Genomic DNA, 18286 nt, shown 5'->3' with positions numbered 1-18286 from the left:
ATAATCTGCTTTGTGCTAGGAGAATATAGGTTCACGGGGCGGGGCGCAGCAGAGATTTCGGCGAGCATCGAGCGCGCGGTGGGCGCGGGCGAGCTCGAACCGGGGCAACCGCTGCCGCCGATGCGGGAGTTGGCGGAGCAGCTGGGGGTGAACCCGAACACGGTCGCCGCGGCCTACCGCACCCTGCGCGAGCGCGGGGTCATCGAGACGGCCGGGCGGCGGGGCAGCCGGGTGCGTGCCACTCCTGCCACCACCGGGCGCGAGTTCATCCGGGTGGAGGTGCCGGAGGGGGCGCGCGACGTGTCCGACGGCAACCCGGACCCGGCCCTGCTGCCCGCCCTGGGCCCGGCGTTCGCCGCCGCGGCCGAGCAGGGCGACCGGGAGCCGGTGCTGTACGGGCACGCGGCCGTGGAGCCGGAGCTGCTGCGCGTCGCCCGGGCCGAACTGGACGCGGACGGGGTGCCGGACGGGCCCGTGGCCGTCACGTCCGGCTCGCTGGACGCCATGGAACGGGTGCTCGCGACCCACCTCAGGGCAGGGGACGCCGTCGCCGTCGAGGATCCCGGCTGGGGCAGCCTCCTCGACCTGGTCCCCGCGCTCGGCCTGCGCACGGTGGCCGTCGGGGTCGACGACGAGGGGCCGCTGCCCGACGACGTACGCCGGGTCCTCGCGGCCGGTGCCCGGGCCCTGGTCGTCACGGACCGGGCGCAGAATCCGACGGGCGCCGCGGTGAGCGCCGCACGCGCGCGTGCGCTGCGGGCCGTGCTGGGCGAGTACCCCGGGACGCTGCTGATCGAGGACGATCACGGCCACCGCATCGTCGACCTGCCCCTGCATCCCCTCGCCGGTACGACGCGCCACTGGGCCTTCGTCCGCTCCGCCGCCAAGGCCTACGGCCCCGACCTGCGGCTCGCCGTGCTCACCGGGGACGCCGTCACGCTCGACCGGGTGCGCGGGCGGCAGCGGCTGGGCCCCGGCTGGGTCAGCCGCATCACCCAGCGGGCCGTGGCCCGGCTGTGGGTGGACGGCTCGGTGGACCCGCAGGCGGTGGCGGTGGCCTACGGGCGACGCCGGGACGCGCTGCTCGGCGCTCTCGCGGAACGCGGGATCACCGCGCACGGGCGCAGCGGCATGAACGTGTGGGTCCCGGTGCCGGACGAGACCGGCGCCGTCGCCCGGCTGTTGCACGCCGGCTGGGCGGTGGCACCGGGCGCGCGCTTCCGGCTGACCGCCCCGCCGGGCGTCCGGATCACCGTCTCGACGCTGACCGAGGGCGACATCGGGCCGCTGGCGGACGCGGTCGCGGAGGCGGTGGGGGCGAGGACGGGGCGGCTCAGGAGCCACGTGTGAGGTGCTCGCCGGTGAGCCGGTGAGCCGGTGAGCCGGTGAGCCGGTGAGCCGGTGAGCCGGGGCGAAAGGCCGGCGCGGGGCTCTCGCGGGAGCGTCGTCGGCCGTGCCGGGCCGCCCGAGCCCCTTCGCGCCGACGTCGTGCGGGCGGGACGTCGGCGGGGCCGAGGGCGTCCGTTCCGTGCCCGGGCGAGGGGGAGCCGCCCACCTACGTCGGGGCCTTCTCGCGTTCCGGCCTGCGGAGGGTCCGCCGCGCCGTGCCCTCCGCGGTGGCCCTGGGCCGCGACTGGGTGAGGGCCGCGCCCGCGAGGACGATCACCGCCCCCAGCGGCGTCGACCAGGACAGGGACTCCCCGAGCAGGACGACGCCCGCGGCGGTGGCGATGACCGGGGTGAAGTACGTGACCATCTGGGCCGTCGTCGGGCCGACCTCGGCGACCAGGTCGTACTGGATCAGGAAGGCGAGCCCCGTCCCGAGGACGCCCAGCGCCGCGACCGACAGCAGCGGAAGCAGCGGGAAGCTGCTCGGCATCGAGGTGAACAGCGGGGTCACGAAGGCCAGTTGCAGTGTGGCCAGGGACAACTGCGCGCCGGTCAGGGAGAGGTGGGAGTGGCTGGAGCCGGCCAGCGTGCGGCGGACGTAGATCCAGCCGATCGGATAGCTGAGCGAGGCCAGCAGCGCCAGGGCCGTGCCCGTGACGTCCAGGCCGTGGAAGCCCTGCCAGACACCCAGCACCGTCAGGACACCGAGGAAGCCGATGCCCAGGCCGGCCACCCGCCGCCGGGTGGGGCGGTCCTCGGAGAGGGCGACCAGCGACAGGGCCATGCCCCACAGCGGCGAGGTCGCGTTGCAGATGCCGGCGAGCGAGGACGGGATCGTCAGTTCCGAGAAGGCGAACAGGGAGAACGGCAGCGCGTTGAGCAGGAACCCGGCGACCGCCAGATGCGCCCAGGTCCACGCCCCGCGCGGCAGCCGCTCCCGCTTCACGGCCATCGCCACGACGACCACCGCCGTCCCGAACACCAGCCGCCCCAGCGTGACCTGGAACGGGGCGAAGGCCTCGGTCCCCACCTTGATGAAGAGGAAGCTGAAGCCCCAGACGAGGGAGAGCAGGCCGAAGCGCAGCCGCCAGTCGACGGCGCGGCGGACTGCGGGGGAGTGCGTGACCGGGGTACTCATGCGGACCACGATGACGCACCCCGTCCTCGTAGCACAATCGAGATTTCGCACGCAGTACCTCGTAGTATTGCTTACATGTTGAACCTGGAGCGCCTGCGCACCCTCGATGCCCTGGCCCGGCACGGATCGGTCAGCGGAGCCGCCGCGGGCCTGCACATCACCACCTCGGCCGTCTCCCAGCAGATGGCCAAGCTGGAGCGCGAGGCCGGGCAGCGACTGCTCGCCAAGAACGGCCGCGGTGTGCGGCTCACGGACGCCGGGCGGCTGCTCGCCGAGCACGCGGCCCGCATCCTCTCCCAGGTCGAGCTCGCCCAGGCCGACCTGGAGGCGCAGCGTGGCCAGGTGGCGGGCGAACTGAGGCTGTCGGCGTTCCCCACGGCCGCCCGCGGACTCTTCCCCGCGGCGCTGTCCGCCCTGCGCACCGAGCACCCCGCCCTGCGCATCCGCTCCTGCGAGCTGGAACCGGAACGCGGCATCTCCGGCGTGGTGCGCGGTGACCTCGACCTGGCCGTCGTACTCGACTGGTACAACAAGCCGATGCCGCTGCCCGACGGCCTGGTCAAGGCACAGCTCCTGGACGACCCCGCCGACGTGGCCATGCCGGCCGGGCACCCGCTCGCGGGCCGGGACGAGGTGGACCTCGCCGAGTTCGCGGAGGACGAGTGGATCACCTGGGGAGAGGGCGAGTTCTGCCATGAGTGGCTGATGTTCACGCTGCGCTCGAAGGGCATCGAGCCGATCATCGGCCACCGCGCGGCCGAGACCCACACCCAGCTGGGGCTGGTCGCCGCCGGGCTCGGGGTGTGCATCGCCCCCCTGCTCGGACGCCATCCGGTGCCGGACGGGGTCGTCACCTCGCCGCTGAGGCAACGGGTGCGCAGGCACGTGTACGTCGTCTGGCGCGCGGACGCCGACCGCCGCCCGTCGATCCGGGCGGCGGTGGAGGCGTTGCGGGCGACGGCGGGACGGCTCCGCTGACAGCCCCCGCGTGCGGCTCGCCCGCCGTGCTCAGCTCACGGCGAGGCCAGCTTGCGGAAGTCCCAGGAGACGACCTTCTCGGGGGTCAGCCGCAGCCAGGCGTGGCGGCCGTCGTGCGGCATCTCCTCCAGCCCGAAGTTCTTGCGGGCGAAGAGCGTCTCCGGGAAGTCGAGTTCGGCGCACAGCTCGCCCGTGCGGGGTGCCTCGCCCACGAAGTCCACCCGGCCGGACAGCTCCGCGCCCCGCAGCTCGTCGTACTCCTCCCCGGTGTCGACGACGACGGCCACCCGGGGGTCGCGCCGCAGATCCGTCCAGCGCCGACTGCGCACGACCGAGTAGAGCCACATCGAGGAGCCGTCCCAGGCGAACCAGAGCGTGCTCACGTGCGGGGCGCCGTCGGCCGAGACCGTGGCGACCCGGCAGGTGCGCTGGACGGTGAGGAACGCGTCCAGCTCACCGGGGGTCATCATGATCTTCCGGCCCCGGCGCTGAGCGACGGTCATCCGGCCAGCCGGATCGAGTCACCGCTGACCGTGATCTGCACGGCCGGCAGCGGTTTGCGCGCCGGACCGCTCTGCACGCTGCCGTCGGTGATGGAGAAGTTGCTGTTGTGGCAGGGGCAGTTGATGACACCCTCGGCCACGCTCTTCACCGCGCAGCCCTGGTGGGTGCAGGTGGCCGAGAACGCCTTGAACTCGCCCGCCGCGGGCTGGGTGACCACCACCTTCTGATCGGCGAAGACCTTGCCGCCGCCTTCGGGGATGTCCGCGGTCGCCGCGAGCGCCGCGCCGGCACCGGCGTCGTCGCCGCCCGAGCCGCCGCCGTCCGTCGACTCGGCGGAGGGGGCCGACGGTGCGGCGCCGGTGTCGCCCGACGCGTCGTCGTCGGACCCGCCGCAGGCGGTCAGCGCGACGGCGAGCCCCGCCGCTCCGGCCGCGGCCACGACGGTACGACGAGCCGGTCCGGCTGCGGGGTGGAACGATGCGCTGGTCATGCTGGGTCCCTTCCGGGGTGGATGCGTGATGATCTGCCGAGAGGTACGGGCCCGGTGCACATGCTGTTCAGACCGTGCCGAGATGCTGTCGGGTCGGCGGTCGGACGGGCGTAAACCACGGCTGTCGATCCGCTGTCGGCCGCGTCCCGCCCGAGGTCCGCTCCGTCACGTCCCGCCGGTAACCTGGGGCGATGCTCAAGGAAGTCATCGCGACCCGCTACATCACGCCGTTGCGTGAAGGCGGTTCGCTGCCGGGACTGATCGAGGCCGACGACCTCGGGACCTACGTGCTGAAGTTCACCGGCGCGGGACAGGGCCGCAAGACGCTCGTCGCCGAGGTGGTCTGCGGGGAACTCGCCCGACGGCTGGGCTTGCGGGTACCGCGCCTGGTGACGGTCGGCCTCGACCCGGTGCTGGGGCTCGGCGAACCCGACCAGCAGGTGCAGGAACTGCTCAAGTCGAGCGGTGGCACCAACCTCGGGATGGACTTCCTGTCCGGCGCCCTCGGCTTCGACCCGCTCGCCTTCGAGGTGAGCGCGGAGGAGGCCGGACGGATCGTGTGGTTCGACGCCCTGGTGAACAACGTCGACCGGTCCTGGCGGAACCCCAACCTGCTGCGGTGGCGGGGCGAGGTGTGGCTCGTCGACCACGGCGCCACCATGATCTGGCACCACAACTGGCCCGGCGCCGAGACCTCCGCCGCCCGGCCCTACGACGCCTCGGACCACGCCCTGGCGCGCTTCGCCCCGGACGTCCGCGCGGCCGCCGCCGAGCTCGCCCCGCTGGTCACCGAGGAACTCATCGCCGACGTCACCGCCGAGATCCCGGACGTCTGGCTGCTGGACGAGCCCGGCTTCGCCACGCCCGACGAGCTGCGGCGCGCCTACGCCCGGCCGCTGCTGGCCCGGGCCGCCGGCGTCCACGAACGCATCCAGAGTGGGGGACACCGGTGAGTGACCGTCATGTCTTCGAGTACGCGCTGCTGCGCGTCGTGCCCCGGGTCGAGCGCGGGGAGTGCGTCAACGCCGGAGTCCTCGTGTACTGCCGGGCGCGTTCCTACGTGGGCGCTCGCACCCACCTCGACGAGGGCCGGCTGCTGGCCCTCGACCGGCACGTGGACCTGCCCGGCGTGCGGGCGGCGCTGCGTGCCGTCGAGAGCCTGTGCACCGGCGGGGACGCGGCGGGCCAGGCGGCCCACGACGACCCCGGCCGCCGCTTCCGCTGGCTGATCGCCCCCCGCTCCACCATCGTGCAGCCCGGCCCGGTCCACACCGGCCTCACGGCCGACCCGGCGGCCGAGACGGAACGGCTCCTCGACCTGCTGGTGCGGTAGGCGGCCCCCGTGCCCGGGGGTCACACCCGTCGGCGGCGCCTGAGCACGTAGGCGGCGGCGAGCGCGGCGCTCGCGACGCAGGTCAGGCCGATGCCGAGGTCCCAGTCGCTGGGCCCGGTGCCCGAGGCGCCGCCCAGCCCGCCCTGGGTGCCGAGCGTCGGTGCGACGGCGGGGGAGGTCGCGGGACCCGGTACGGCGGGGCTCTGGGTGGGGGTGGCCACCGGGGCCGGTGTGGTGGGGGCGGGACTCGGCTTGGAGGTCGCGGAGATCGTCGGGAGCGAGTCCCGCCGCGGTGGCGACCCTTCGGCGGAGCCGCCGTCGGCCTGCCAGGCGGCCCCGGCCCCGGCCCCGGCCTGGTCGACCGGTCCCTGACCGCTCGGTCCCTCGTCGGGTCGGCCCCCGTCGGGCCGGCCTCCGCCGTCACCGCCCTGGCCGGTGCCCTGACCGGCTCCCGTCCCGTCGGGCCCGCCCTGGTCCGGGCGGAACTCGTCGGGCCCGCCTTGGTCCGGGCGGAACTCGTCGGGCCCGCCTTGGTCCGGGCGGTACTCGTCGAGCCCGCCCCCGTCGGGCCCGCCCCCGTCCAGCGGGTCTCCGGTGAGGGCGTCCGGCGGCAGTGCGTCCGGGGACAGGCCGTCGGGGGCGAAGGGGTCGGTGGCGAAGGGGTCGGTGGTGAACGGGTCGTCACCAGGGACACTGCCCAGGACGGGCTGGGGCGCCTTGAGGTGGGTGAGGTTCCAGGAGCTCGTCTCCTGGGCGTGTGCGGGATCGGCCAGCGGCACGATCGCGGCGATCGCGACGGCTATGCCTGCGGCACCGGTACGACGGCGCATGGACGCCTCCTTTCCGGCCACGAGTGGCTCGAGCTCCGACGCTAGGGGGCCGGTGGCGCGAGGGCCCGCAGCGGTGGGCCGATCGGGTGGGGCGGGCATGGCGACCCGCCGGGAACCCCGGGTGATGGATCACACCGGCCCGGTGTCCCGTTGACACCGGGTGCCAGGGCTTCTAGCGTCACGTCTGCGGAAGGTACTAAGCGGTCGCTCACCACTGGGCGCCTCGCGGAGCCCCGCATGGGCCGCATCCCCAGGACGAGGAGAAGCAGCAATGTCCACCACTGAGCAGCGGGTCGCCGTCGTCACCGGAGCCGCGCGCGGCATCGGTGCCGCCACCGCCGTACGACTGGCCGCAGAGGGCCGCGCCGTCGCCGTCCTCGACCTCGACGAGGCGGCCTGCAAGGACACCGTGGAGAAGATCACCGCGGCCGGCGGCAAGGCGATCGCGGTCGGCTGCGACGTCTCCGACGAGGCGCAGGTCGAGGCGGCCGTCGCGCGGATCGCCGAGGAACTGGGCGCGCCGACGATCCTGGTCAACAACGCGGGCGTGCTGCGCGACAACCTGCTGTTCAAGATGAGCGTCTCCGACTGGGACACCGTCATGAACGTGCACCTGCGCGGCGCCTTCCTGATGTCCAAGGCCTGCCAGAAGCACATGGTGGACGCCGGCTTCGGCCGCATCGTCAACCTGTCCTCGTCCTCGGCGCTCGGCAACCGCGGCCAGGTCAACTACTCCGCCGCCAAGGCCGGTCTGCAGGGCTTCACCAAGACCCTCGCCAAGGAGCTCGGCAAGTTCGGCGTCACCGCCAACTCCGTCGCCCCCGGCTTCATCGCCACCGAGATGACCAAGGCCACCGCCGACCGCGTCGGCATGGGCTTCGACGACTTCAAGGCCGCGGCGGCCACGCAGATCCCGGTGGCGCGCGTCGGCGAGCCCGAGGACATCGCCAACGCCATCGCCTTCTTCACCGGCGAGGCCGCCGGCTTCGTCTCCGGCCAGGTGCTGTACGTGGCCGGCGGACCGCTCGACTAGGGGCGCGGAGACTAGGGAACCTAGGGAACACTGACATGACTGAACTCCCCGGACTCTCCGGCAAGGTCGCGCTCGTCACCGGCGCCAGCCGCGGCATCGGCTACGGCGTCGCCGAGGCGCTCGTCGCGCGCGGCGACCGCGTCTGCATCACCGGACGCAACGAGGAAGCCCTCAAGGAGGCCGTCGACAAGCTCGGCTCCGACCGGGTCATCGGCGTCGCGGGCAAGGCGCACGACGAGGCCCACCAGGCCGTCGCCGTCGAGCGCACGATGGAGGCCTTCGGCCGCGTCGACTTCCTGGTCAACAACGCCGGCACCAACCCGGTGTTCGGGCCGATCGCCGACCTCGACCTGAACGTCGCGCGCAAGGTCTACGAGACCAACGTCATCTCGGCGCTCGGTTTCGCCCAGCGCACCTGGCACGCCTGGCAGAAGGACAACGGCGGCGCGATCGTCAACATCGCCTCGGTGGCGGGCCTGTCGCCCTCGCCCTTCATCGCCGCCTACGGCGTCAGCAAGGCCGCGCTGATCAACCTCACCGCGCAGCTCGCGCACGAGTTCGCGCCCAAGGTGCGGGTCAACGCGATCGCCCCGGCCGTCGTGAAGACCAAGTTCGCCGCCGCCCTGTACGAGGGCCGCGAGGAGGAGGCCGCCGCGGGCTACCCGCTGGGCCGGCTCGGCGTGCCCTCCGACATCGGCGGCGCCGCCGCGTTCCTCACCTCGGCTCAGTCCGACTGGGTCACCGGGCAGACGCTGGTGGTCGACGGTGGCATCTTCCTGAACGCCGGCGTGGCCTGATACCGATCGTCGCCGTCCCACCGGGACGCACACGCGCACGGGCGCCGTCGACACGACGGCGCCCGTGTCCGCGTTTCGAGATCACCGGGGCCATGACAACGTAGTCATCGCCAAATGATCAAAACCCCTGTTCAGAAGGGGGTTCAGGGGGCGTGGTGCTGCGGTATGGTCTGCCGACCCTTGGTACGGCGGATCGAGGAGCGTGCGCGTGTTCAACCGGAAGCGAGGCCTGCGGCGGGTCGCGGCCATCGTGTCCATATCGTCGCTGGTCACCGGATGCGGCATCCTGTCGTCCGACAGCTCGGACGACGAGGGGCCCATCGTCGTCGGAACGACCAGCGCCCCCAGCACCCTGGATCCGGCCGCCTCGTGGGACGGCTCCTGGGAGCTGTTCCGCAACATCTACCAGACGCTGCTCAGCTACCCGGGCGGTGCGACCGAGCCCCAGCCCGACGCCGCCGAGGAGTGCGCCTTCACCGACGCCTCCAACCAGGTCTACCGCTGCGAGCTCCGCAAGGGCCTGACCTTCTCCAACGGGGACCCGCTGGACGCCCGGGCCGTCAAGCACTCGATCGACCGGGTCAAGAAGATCAACGTCAACGGCGGCCCCGCCGGTCTGCTGGGCACCCTCGAACGGGTCCAGGCGCCGAGCGAGCGCGAGGTGGTCTTCCACCTCGACAAGCCGGACGCGACCTTCCCGTTCGTGCTCGCCACACCCGCCATGTCGATCGTCGAACCCGGTGGCTACCCGGCCGACGCCCTGCGCGAGGACGGCGAGGTCGTCGGCTCAGGACCCTACGAGCTCCAGTCGTACACGGACGGCGAGCGTGCCGAACTCGTCCGCAACGACAAGTACAAGGGCTTCGCCGAACGCCACAACGACGCGGTGACCGTCCGCTACTTCAAGGACTCCGCCGGCATGGTCAAGGCGCTGCGCGACGGGGACATCCAGGTCACCTACCGGGGGCTGGCGGCCGACGACGTGATCACCCTGCAGGGCAAGGCCAGCAAGGACGAGAACCTCCAGCTGGTCGAGGGGAGCGGTACGGAGATCCGCTACCTCGTCTTCAACCCCGAGGACCCCTGGGCCGGCCGGAAGGAAGTGCGCCAGGCCATCGCCCAGGTGATCGACCGCGCGGCCATCGCCCACAAGATCTACCAGGACACCGTCGACCCGCTGTACTCGATGGTCCCCAAGGGCCTCACCGGTCACACCACGGGCTTCTTCGACGACTACGGCGACCCCAGCGTCCCCAAGGCCCGCAAGATCCTCACCGGCGCCGGCATCACCGAGCCCGTCCCGCTCACCCTCTGGTACACCACCGACCGCTACGGCTCGGAGACGGCGCAGGAGTTCGGGGAGATCAAGCGCCAGCTCGAGGCCTCCGGCCTGTTCGAGGTCACCCTGGAGAACCGGCCGTGGAAGACCTACGTCGCCGGCTACCAGAAGGGTGAGTACCCGGTGTTCGGCCGCGGCTGGTCCCCGGACTTCCCGGACGCGGAGAACTTCATCGCGCCCTTCGTCGGCGAGCAGAACGCGCTGGGCACCCCCTACCTCGCGCCGGAGATCACCGGTGAGCTGCTGCCGCGCTCCCGCCGTGAGACCGACCGCGCCAACGTGGAGAAGGACTTCGAGCGGGCGCAGCAGATCCTGGTGAACGACGCCCGGCTGCTGCCGCTGTGGCAGGGCAAGCAGTACGTGGCGGCGAGTGCGGACATCTCGGGGGCGGAGGGGGCCATGGACCCCTCGACGATCATGATGATGTGGCAGCTGTACCGGAAGACCAGCTGGTAGACGCCGGCAGCGGCTTCCGATGTCAGTGGTCGCCGGTAGATTTCTGAGGACCGGAAGCGACCGCACAGCGTAAGGAAGTTGACGTGACCGACATCGCCATGCTGCCCGAGTCCTGGCGCGAGGTGCTGGGGGGCGAGCTGCAGCAGCCCTACTTCAAGGAGCTGGTGGAGTTCGTCGAGGAGGAGCGGGCGAACGGCCCCGTGTACCCCCCGCGCGAGGAGGTCTTCGCCGCTCTTCAGGCCACGCCGTACGACCGGGTGAAGGTGCTGGTCCTCGGCCAGGACCCGTACCACGGCGAGGGGCAGGGCCACGGCCTGTGCTTCTCGGTCCGGCCGGGGGTGAAGGTACCGCCCTCCCTGCGGAACATCTACAAGGAGATGCACGCCGAGCTGGACACCCCGATCCCGGACAACGGCTATCTCATGCCCTGGGCGAAGCAGGGCGTCCTGCTGCTCAACGCGGTGCTCACGGTGCGCGCCGGCGAGGCGAACTCGCACAAGGCCCGCGGCTGGGAGCTGTTCACCGACGCGGTGATCCGCGCGGTGGCCGACCGGACCGACCCGGCGGTGTTCGTGCTGTGGGGCAACTACGCGCAGAAGAAGCTGCCGCTGATCGACGAGACGCGGCACGTGGTCGTCAAGGGCGCGCACCCCTCGCCGCTGTCGGCGAAGAAGTTCTTCGGTTCCCGTCCGTTCACGCAGATCAACGAGGCGGTGGCGAAGCAGGGCCACGAGCCGATCGACTGGACCATCCCGAACCTGGGCTGATCCTCCGCGCGGGCCGCACGGCCACCGGACCGTCCGCGCGCGTCACGGGCCGCCTGACCGGCATTTCCGGCATGTGCGGTTAGCGTCGTCGGGGACAGCCGACGACGGGCACGGAGGACGCGGTGGCCAAGGGACAGGAGCAGACGGCGCCGGACGCCCTGCTGACGCGGATCGGGCAGGTCGTCATGCTGCATCACGCGGGCGACCGCGAGGAGGCCCGGCACCGCTTCCTCGGTCTGTGGGCGGAGATCGGTGAGCACGGCGACCCGTTGCACCGCTGCACCCTGGCCCACTACCTGGCCGACACGCAGGACGACCCGGGGGACGAACTGGCCTGGGACCTGCGGGCGTTGTCGGCCGCCGATGAGCTCACACGGGAGAGGCCCGCCGGCCGGCAGGAGGGCGCGCTCGCCGCGCGTGCCCTCTACCCGTCGCTGCACCTGAACCTGGCCGCCGACTACGACCGGCTCGGCCACCGCGAGGCCGCCCGCCTGCATCTGAGGCGCGCCCGCGGTGCCGCCCAGTCCCTCGCCCCCGACCGCTACGGCGAGGGGGTACGCGCGGCGATCGACCGGCTGGAGTCACGGCTGACCGCCGCCGACCCCGCCACGGACGGACCCGAACGCCCGGACGGATGGTGGGGGCCACCACGGCAGCGGCCCTGACCTGAGCTGAGGTGAGGTGACCTGAGCTGACCTGACCGTGGCGGACTGGCCCACCTGCCCGGTCCGCCACGGTGGACCGCCCACCCGTACCGGTCCTCATGGGTGTGAGATCAGTGTCCGTACGCCCGCTCGCAGATGACCGCCTCCGGGCTGCCGGGGCGCCACCCGCCGTACGTCCTGCCGAGCGAGCACACGTCCGTCCTCCCGCCGGTCACCGGGGCGGGCGGCCGAGGGACGGAGGGGACGCCGGCGCCGGGCCGCTCGGGCGGGCGCGTCCCCTTCGGTGCCGCCGGCCGCCCGGGCCGCGGCTGTTGTCCGGCGCGGGCGGCCGGCGGCCGCTCCCGGGGCGGGTCGGCCGGTGGCGCCGCGCGACGCGGTTCACCGGACGCCCGGTCGGGGGCCTTGGAGGGGCCGATCATCTCCAGCGCCTCCCGGGCCGGGGCCTGCACGACGCGCGGCTCGGCCGGGCCGTCCGGGCGTGGCCCGGACGAGCGGGTGCCGGCCGCCGAAGGGCCGGCCGGCACCGGCCCGTGGACCGTCGTACAGCCGGCCAGGGCCGAGACGGCCATGGTCACCAGGAGCGTTGCGGTGGTCGTCGTTCGATGCACCCGCGCCACTCTGGTGGTTCGGGTCCCGGCCGCGGTGCCGGACGAGCGGAGGTTGCCTCGCACGGGTGATCTCCGGCCCCGTACGGAGGCCCGGGGGCCGCCGAGGGTGACGTCAGTCTCCCGTGGTGCCGTCGAGGCACTCGCGGATCAGGTCGGCGTGCCCGTTGTGACGGGCGTACTCCTCGATCATGTGGGTGTGGATCCAGCGCAGGCTGGGCCGTGCGCCGGTGCGCCGGTGCTTCCCGCGGGACAACTCGTCCAGGTGGAAGCCCGCCGCGTGGCGTCGGGCGGCCTCGATCTCCGCCTGCCAGGTGGCGTGGGCCTCGTGCCAGGTGTCGGCCTCGGTCAGGTGGAACTCGCCGTCGGGGTCCTCGTCGGAGTAGTAGAGGGGGCCCGCGTCCTCGTCCGCGAGCACCCTGCGGTACCAGCTCCGCTCCGTCTCCGCCAGGTGCCGTACCAGTCCCATGAGGGACAAGCCCGAGGGCGCCACGGCGGCCGTCCTCAGCTGGGCGTCGGTGAGACCTTCGCACTTCCAGGCGAGGGTCTGCCGGTGGTACTCCAACCAGCCCTCCAGCATGGCGCGTTCGTCGGCGTCGGGGGCGGGTTCGAGGCGGTTCGTCGTCATGTCCGCATCCTCGTGCACGGGGGTGCCGTTCCACGAGGGGTTTTCAGCCGCCCAGCATGCCGCCCAGGACCTCCCGCAGGTCCGCCCGCACCTCATCGAGGCCCGGCACCTCGGCGTGGAACGAGCCGGCCACGCAGCTGAACAGCAACCCGTCCGCCCAGGCGGTCAGGGACAGCACGTGCCGCGCCGGGTCGGTGGAGCCCATCGCCGTGACGAGGGCGCCGAGCCCATCCCGGAAGCGGGCGCCCGCCGCGTCGAAGTGGGCGCGCAGTTCGGGCCGGCGCGTGGCCTCCAGGGCCAGTTCGTAGCGGGCCAGCGTCAGCTCGCGGTGGTGGGTGAGCGCGCGGTGTGCGGCCAGCGCCAGCGCGTCCACCAGGGAGTCCAGGCCGGCCCGCGGGTCCGGCATCTCCTCCAGCGCCAGTACCCGGGCCTCCCGGTCGGCCAGGCGCCGTACCGCCAGCTCCAGGAGTGCCTGCCGGGTTCGCGCGAGGTTGGACGTGGACCCCTGCGGGAGCCCGGCCGCCTCGTCGACCGCACGGTGGGTGAGCCCGCGCATCCCGCGCTCGGCGAGCAGGGCGAGAGCGGCATCGGCGACGAGGTCGGCCCGGGAGACGCCGGTCGGGGGCGAAGGGGATGCGGTGGATGCGGACATGGGGTCAACCTACCTGTCCCACTACGGCTGTAGTACAGTCGGGACACGACGACACTACATCTGTAGTGTTCGTGTGGCGCGTCCGAGGAGGAGCCATGACCCGAACCGAGCGGGCCGTCGTGATCGGCGGCGGCATAGGCGGCCTGACCGCGGCGGCCGCCCTGCACCGCCGCGGTCTGCACGTCACCGTGCTGGAGCGGGCGCCCTCGCTCCAGCCGGTCGGCGCGGGCATCTCGCTGTCGCCCAACGCCCTGCGCGCCCTCGACGTCATCGGCCTCGGCGACCCGATCCGCGACCTCGCCGCGTGGCAGGGCGACGGGGGAGTGCGCACGCCGGGAGGGCGCTGGCTCTCCCGCTCCAGCGCACGGGCCGCGGCGGAACGGTTCGGCGGCCCGCTGGTGCTGCTGCACCGGGCCACCCTCATCGACCACCTGGCCGCGCAGCTGCCGCCGGACACCGTCCGCACGGCCGCCGACGCCCGGCTCGTCGACCCCGGTGACGAGAACTGGCCGGCCAGGGTGCGTACACCCGACGGGGAGCTGGCGGCCGACCTGGTCGTCGCCGCCGACGGCCTCCGCTCCGCCGTGCGCGGCACGCTCTTCCCCCGCCACCCCGGCCCCGTCTACTCCGGCTTCACCACGTGGCGCCTGCTGATCCCGGTGCCCGGCGTCGATTTCGCCTCGCACGAGACCTGGGGCCGGGGCCGCATCTGGGGCACGCACCCCCTCAAGGACGGCCGGGTCTACGCCTACGCCGCCGCCGTCACTCCGGCGGGCGGGCACGCGACCGACGAGCGGGCGGAGCTGCTGCACCGGTACGGCGACTGGCACGACCCGATCCCCGCCGTCCTCGCCGCCGCCCGCCCCGAGGACGTCCTGCGTCACGACGTGCACCACATCGCCGAGCCGTTGCCCGCCTTCCACCGGGGCAGGGTGGCGCTCCTCGGGGACGCCGCGCACGCCATGCCGCCGACCCTCGGGCAGGGCGGCAACCAGGCCGTCGAGGACGCGATCGTGCTCGCCCACCACCACGACGACCTCGGCGCCTACACCGCCGCGCGCCTGCCCCGCACGACGGCCGTCGCCCGCCAGGCCGTCAGGATCGCCCGGCTCAACCTGATGACCGGCCGGGTCGGGACCGCCGTGCGCGACACCGCGATCGCCGGCCTCTCGAAGGCCCGACCGGCCCTGTTCCTGCGGGGCTTCGACGGCATCGCCGACTGGCGCCCCCCGCAGCCCCCGTATGCTTCCGAGCACACCCAGGTCGGCTAGCGTCAGAGGAGCACACCCCGTGAAGGTCGGCTGCATCGGACTCGGTGACATCGCGCAGAAGGCCTATCTGCCGGTGCTCGGCGCCCTGCCCGGGGCCGAACTGCACGTGCAGACCCGCACGCCCGCGACGCTCGCCCGCGTCGCCGACAGCCTCCGCCTCCCGGCCGGACAGCGCCACGCCGACCTCGGCTCACTGATCGCCGAGGGCCTCGACGCGGCCTTCGTGCACGCGCCGACGGCCGTCCACCCCGAGATCGTGACGCGGCTGCTGGAAGCCGGCGTCCCGACCTACGTCGACAAGCCGCTCGCCTACGAACTGGCCGACTCCGAACGCCTGGTGGCCCTCGCCGAGGAGCGGGACACCAGCCTCGCCGTCGGTTTCAACCGGCGCCACGCCCCCGGCTACGCCCAGTGCGCCGAGCACCCGCGCGAGCTGATCCTCATGCAGAAGAACCGCACGGGACTGCCCGAGGAACCGCGCACGATGATCCTCGACGACTTCATCCACGTCGTCGACACCCTGCGCTTCCTGGTGCCCGGCCCGGTCGACGACGTGACCGTGCGCGCCCGCGTCGAGAACGGGCTGCTCCACCACGTCGTGCTCCAGCTCGCCGGGGACGGTTTCACCGCGCTCGGCGTCATGAACAGGCTCAGCGGATCGGCGGAGGAGATCCTGGAGGTCTCCGGCCAGGACACCAAGCGCCAGGTGGTCAACCTCGCCGAGGTGATCGACCACAAGGGCCAGCCGACCGTGCGGCGGCGCGGCGACTGGGTGCCGGTGGCCCGTCAGCGCGGGATCGAGCAGGCGGTGCTCACCTTCCTCGACGCCGTGCGCGCGGGCAAGGTGCTCAGCGCCCGGGACGCGCTGGAGACCCATGAGCTGTGTGAGCGGGTGGTACGGGCCGTGCGGGAGGGTTCCGCCTGAGCCGTACCGCCCGTACGCCCTCGGCGGCGGCCCAGGCCGCGAGGATCAGCAGCGCCGCGTGCGGCGTCCAGTCGCCGTGGCGGACGTACGGCGTGCTGCCGTGCGTGAGCGGCACCTCGTAGACACGCGAGGCGCTCGCGTCGGTGCCGAGCCACGAGCCGACCCGGGTGCCGTTCGCGTCGTAGACGGCGGAGACCCCGGTCAGTGTCGCGTGCACCATGGGCCGGCCGGTCTCGGCGGCGCGGAGGGCGGCCAGCGAGGCATGCTGCTCGGGCGCCCAGGTGTGCTGGAAGGTGGACGTGGACGACTGGGCGAGGAGCACCTCGGCCCCGTCGGCGGCCAGTCGGCGGCTCATGTCCGGGAACGCGCTCTCGAAGCAGACCATCGGCCCGATCCGCAGCCCGTCCCCGACCCTCATGACGGTCTGCTCGGTGCCCCGCCTGCGGTCCTCGCCCGCCGCCTCGCCCACGGAGGTGGCCCAGCCGAGCAGCGAGCGGGCCGGGACGTACTCCCCGAACGGGACGAGCCGCATCTTGTCGTACCGGTCGCCGGTCGGTCCGTCGGGGCCGACGAGCACCGAGCTCTTGTAGATGCCCGGCTTGTCGGAGCGCCGGGCGTCCACGTTCACCAGGATGTCCGCGCCGGTCTCCCGGGACAGCGCCGCCAGCCGCCGTGCCAGGTCGGGCCGGTCGTCCAGGTCGAAGCCGACGCTGCTCTCGCCCCAGACGACGAGGTCGAGGTCCCGGCCGGAGAGACCGCGGGTCAGCTGCTCCTCGCGGTCGAAGCGCCGGTCGGGGCTGTCCGCCCCGGCGACGACGCCGGGCTGCACCACGGCGATCGCGGCCCGCTCGTCGGTGTCGGGACGCGGTGACCAGACCCAGGCCGCGGAGGTGGCGGCGGCGGTGGCGAGCAGTGCCACCAGGGCGGGCGTCCGGGCCCGGCGGACGGCGACGAGCACGGCGACCGCGACGTTGACGGCCACCACCAGGAAGCTGAGCAGCCACACCCCGCCCACCGAGGCGAGCCGCAGCGCCGGCGCCACCTGCCACTGACTCGCGCCGAGCACGCCCCAGGGTCCGCCGAGCCCCTCCCAGGAACGCACCAGCTCCACCGCCAGCCAGCCCGAGGGCAGCACCAGGAGCGCCGCCGCGGCCCGGCGGAGCGAGGGTGCCCCGCCCAGCAGACGGTGCACCAGCCAGCCCCACGGTGCCCAGAGCGCGCCCAGCAGCGCGGCGATGACGAACGTGAACACGTGCAGGTTGGGCAGCAGCCAGTGATGCATGGCCAGCATGAACCCGAAGCCGCCGCACCACCCGTCGTACGCGGCCCGCCTCCCGCCCGGTGCGGTCCGGGCCAGCAGCAGCCAGGGCACCAGGGCGGCCCAGGCCCACCACCACAGGGCGGGCCCCGGAAAGGCCAGTACGGGCAGGGCGCCGGCGAGCACGGCCGTGCCCGAGCGCCGCCACGGGGAGGCCGTCCAGTGGTCGAGCGTCTTCATAGGCGCCTCCCTACCCCGTGGTCCTTTCAGTGTGCGCTCTCTGCGAGGGCGGATTGCAGTTGATCACATGGGATGACCGCTTCCCGGGAGGCGGGGCCTCACCTAGGATGATCGATGATCGATCAAATGGGTGGTCCGGTCGGGCCCGGGTCAGCCGATCCTCTGCAGGAGGCACTCATGGAGCGTACGGAGCGTCCCGTCACGGTGGTCACCGGCGGCAGCCGGGGGATCGGCGCGGCCACCTGTCTGCGTCTCGCGGCGGACGGGCACGACCTCGTGGTGGGCTACGCGCGGGACTCCGCCGCCGCGGAGACGGTGCTGGCAGGAGTACGCGAGGCCGGCGGACGGGGAGTCGCCGTGCGGGCGGACACATCGGTCGAGGCCGAGGTCGAGCGGCTCTTCGAGGTGGCCGAGGAGCGGCTCGGGCCGGTGACGGGACTGGTCAACAACGCGGCGGTGACCGGTCCGCTCGGGCGGCTGGCGGACAGCGACACCGCGAACCTGCGCCGGGTGCTCGACGTCAATCTGCTGGGCGTGCTGCTGTGCGCCCGGCGGGCCGCCCAGCTGATGTCCGCGCGGGGGAGCGGGGCGATCGTGAACGTGTCCTCGGGCGCCGCGACCATCGGCAGCCCCGGGGAGTACGTCCACTACGCGGCCACCAAGGCGGGCGTCGACGCCCTGACCCTGGGCCTGGCCAAGGAGCTCGGCCCGGACGGTGTCCGCGTCAACGCCGTCGCGCCGGGGGTCGTCGACACCGGGATGCACGCCGCGATGGGCGACCCGGAGCGCGCCGGGCGCATGGGGGCCGCCGTTCCCCTGGGCCGCGCGGGTCGGGCCGAGGAGATCGCCGCGGCGATCTCCTGGCTGATGTCGACGGACGCGTCGTACACGACGGGGACGGTGCTACGGGTCGCCGGCGGGCGCTGACGCCGGGCCGGGTCCGGACGGGGGCCGGGTCCGGACGGGGCTCGGGCCGCCCTGTGCCGCG

At 73.4% G+C, this 18286-nt stretch carries 20 protein-coding genes; 12 read left to right on the top strand and 8 right to left on the bottom strand.

Annotation, left to right across the window (positions count from 1 at the left end; genetic code table 11):
- Positions 1-12 precede the first annotated feature (12 nt).
- Positions 13-1350 carry an aminotransferase class I/II-fold pyridoxal phosphate-dependent enzyme gene (locus SAM23877_RS06495; protein ID WP_053127803.1) on the top strand — a complete coding sequence of 446 codons (1338 nt, stop codon included), beginning with the start codon at positions 13-15 and terminating at the stop codon, positions 1348-1350.
- 205 nt (positions 1351-1555) lie between these two features.
- On the opposite strand, the gene SAM23877_RS06490 is transcribed toward SAM23877_RS06495, so the two are convergent.
- Positions 1556-2527 carry a DMT family transporter gene (locus SAM23877_RS06490; RefSeq protein ID WP_053127801.1) on the bottom strand — a complete coding sequence of 324 codons (972 nt, stop codon included), beginning with the start codon at positions 2525-2527 and terminating at the stop codon, positions 1556-1558.
- Between the two features lie 75 nt (positions 2528-2602).
- Here SAM23877_RS06490 and SAM23877_RS06485 point away from each other — a divergent pair, with 75 nt between their 5' ends.
- On the top strand, positions 2603-3505 hold the full coding sequence (locus SAM23877_RS06485) for a LysR family transcriptional regulator (protein ID WP_053127799.1): 903 nt from the start codon (positions 2603-2605) through the stop codon (positions 3503-3505).
- A 35-nt stretch (positions 3506-3540) separates the two neighbouring features.
- Here the strand turns inward: SAM23877_RS06485 and SAM23877_RS06480 are convergent, their stop codons facing one another.
- Positions 3541-4008 carry a pyridoxamine 5'-phosphate oxidase family protein gene (locus SAM23877_RS06480; protein WP_053127797.1) on the bottom strand — a complete coding sequence of 156 codons (468 nt, stop codon included), beginning with the start codon at positions 4006-4008 and terminating at the stop codon, positions 3541-3543.
- Complete coding sequence (locus SAM23877_RS06475) at positions 4005-4499, bottom strand: Rieske (2Fe-2S) protein (protein ID WP_053127795.1); 495 nt, start codon at positions 4497-4499, stop codon at positions 4005-4007. Before SAM23877_RS06475 ends, SAM23877_RS06480 begins: the two co-directional genes overlap by 4 nt.
- Before the next feature lie 191 nt (positions 4500-4690).
- On the opposite strand from SAM23877_RS06475, the gene SAM23877_RS06470 reads away from it, so the two are divergent.
- Both SAM23877_RS06470 and SAM23877_RS06465 read left to right on the top strand, forming a co-directional pair.
- Positions 4691-5452 carry a HipA family kinase gene (locus SAM23877_RS06470; protein ID WP_053127793.1) on the top strand — a complete coding sequence of 254 codons (762 nt, stop codon included), beginning with the start codon at positions 4691-4693 and terminating at the stop codon, positions 5450-5452.
- On the top strand, positions 5449-5832 hold the full coding sequence (locus SAM23877_RS06465) for a DUF3037 domain-containing protein (RefSeq protein ID WP_053127791.1): 384 nt from the start codon (positions 5449-5451) through the stop codon (positions 5830-5832). The genes SAM23877_RS06470 and SAM23877_RS06465 overlap by 4 nt, the downstream gene beginning before the upstream one ends.
- Before the next feature lie 20 nt (positions 5833-5852).
- Here SAM23877_RS06465 and SAM23877_RS06460 read toward each other — a convergent pair whose 3' ends face one another.
- Positions 5853-6662, bottom strand: a complete 810-nt coding sequence (locus tag SAM23877_RS06460) for a hypothetical protein (protein WP_053127789.1) — start codon at positions 6660-6662, stop codon at positions 5853-5855.
- Positions 6663-6933: 271 nt separating this feature from the next.
- Between SAM23877_RS06460 and fabG the strand changes: the two genes are divergently transcribed.
- From fabG to SAM23877_RS06435, 5 genes are all read left to right on the top strand, one after another.
- Positions 6934-7695, top strand: coding sequence for a 3-oxoacyl-ACP reductase FabG (fabG, locus tag SAM23877_RS06455; RefSeq protein ID WP_053127787.1), 762 nt, complete (start codon positions 6934-6936; stop codon positions 7693-7695).
- A gap of 35 nt (positions 7696-7730) precedes the next feature.
- On the top strand, positions 7731-8492 hold the full coding sequence (locus tag SAM23877_RS06450) for an SDR family oxidoreductase (protein ID WP_053127785.1): 762 nt from the start codon (positions 7731-7733) through the stop codon (positions 8490-8492).
- 208 nt (positions 8493-8700) lie between these two features.
- Positions 8701-10287 carry an ABC transporter substrate-binding protein gene (locus tag SAM23877_RS06445; RefSeq protein ID WP_053127784.1) on the top strand — a complete coding sequence of 529 codons (1587 nt, stop codon included), beginning with the start codon at positions 8701-8703 and terminating at the stop codon, positions 10285-10287.
- An 83-nt stretch (positions 10288-10370) separates the two neighbouring features.
- Positions 10371-11054, top strand: coding sequence for a uracil-DNA glycosylase (gene ung / locus SAM23877_RS06440; protein ID WP_053127781.1), 684 nt, complete (start codon positions 10371-10373; stop codon positions 11052-11054).
- A 122-nt stretch (positions 11055-11176) separates the two neighbouring features.
- Entirely contained in the window at positions 11177-11719 is a 543-nt protein-coding gene (locus SAM23877_RS06435; protein WP_053127780.1) for a hypothetical protein, read from the top strand.
- Positions 11720-11829: 110 nt separating this feature from the next.
- Here the strand turns inward: SAM23877_RS06435 and SAM23877_RS06430 are convergent, their stop codons facing one another.
- From SAM23877_RS06430 to SAM23877_RS06420, 3 genes are all read right to left on the bottom strand, one after another.
- Complete coding sequence (locus tag SAM23877_RS06430) at positions 11830-12327, bottom strand: hypothetical protein (protein ID WP_342342857.1); 498 nt, start codon at positions 12325-12327, stop codon at positions 11830-11832.
- Between the two features lie 112 nt (positions 12328-12439).
- On the bottom strand, positions 12440-12952 hold the full coding sequence (locus SAM23877_RS06425; protein ID WP_053127778.1) for a DinB family protein: 513 nt from the start codon (positions 12950-12952) through the stop codon (positions 12440-12442).
- Positions 12953-12995: 43 nt separating this feature from the next.
- A complete protein-coding gene (locus SAM23877_RS06420) occupies positions 12996-13604 on the bottom strand; it encodes a TetR/AcrR family transcriptional regulator (RefSeq protein WP_053127776.1) in 609 nt (202 codons plus the stop codon).
- A 95-nt stretch (positions 13605-13699) separates the two neighbouring features.
- Between SAM23877_RS06420 and SAM23877_RS06415 the strand changes: the two genes are divergently transcribed.
- Positions 13700-14875, top strand: a complete 1176-nt coding sequence (locus SAM23877_RS06415; protein WP_053127774.1) for an FAD-dependent monooxygenase — start codon at positions 13700-13702, stop codon at positions 14873-14875.
- Positions 14876-14894: 19 nt separating this feature from the next.
- Entirely contained in the window at positions 14895-15800 is a 906-nt protein-coding gene (locus tag SAM23877_RS06410) for a Gfo/Idh/MocA family protein (RefSeq protein WP_053127772.1), read from the top strand.
- Here the strand turns inward: SAM23877_RS06410 and lnt are convergent.
- Positions 15724-17298 carry an apolipoprotein N-acyltransferase gene (lnt, locus tag SAM23877_RS06405; RefSeq protein ID WP_053127770.1) on the bottom strand — a complete coding sequence of 525 codons (1575 nt, stop codon included), beginning with the start codon at positions 17296-17298 and terminating at the stop codon, positions 15724-15726. The two genes, SAM23877_RS06410 and lnt, sit on opposite strands and share 77 nt — an antisense overlap.
- 177 nt (positions 17299-17475) lie before the next feature.
- Between lnt and SAM23877_RS06400 the strand changes: the two genes are divergently transcribed.
- Positions 17476-18225 (top strand): SDR family oxidoreductase, encoded by a 750-nt coding sequence (locus SAM23877_RS06400; protein WP_053127769.1) that lies wholly within the window; start codon positions 17476-17478, stop codon positions 18223-18225.
- Positions 18226-18286: the final 61 nt, after the last annotated feature.

It is taken from the genome of Streptomyces ambofaciens ATCC 23877 (genome assembly GCF_001267885.1).
Classification (GTDB): domain Bacteria; phylum Actinomycetota; class Actinomycetes; order Streptomycetales; family Streptomycetaceae; genus Streptomyces; species Streptomyces ambofaciens.
The sequence above is the reverse complement of the archived record's forward strand: the minus strand, read 5'-3'. Positions and strand labels throughout refer to the sequence as shown.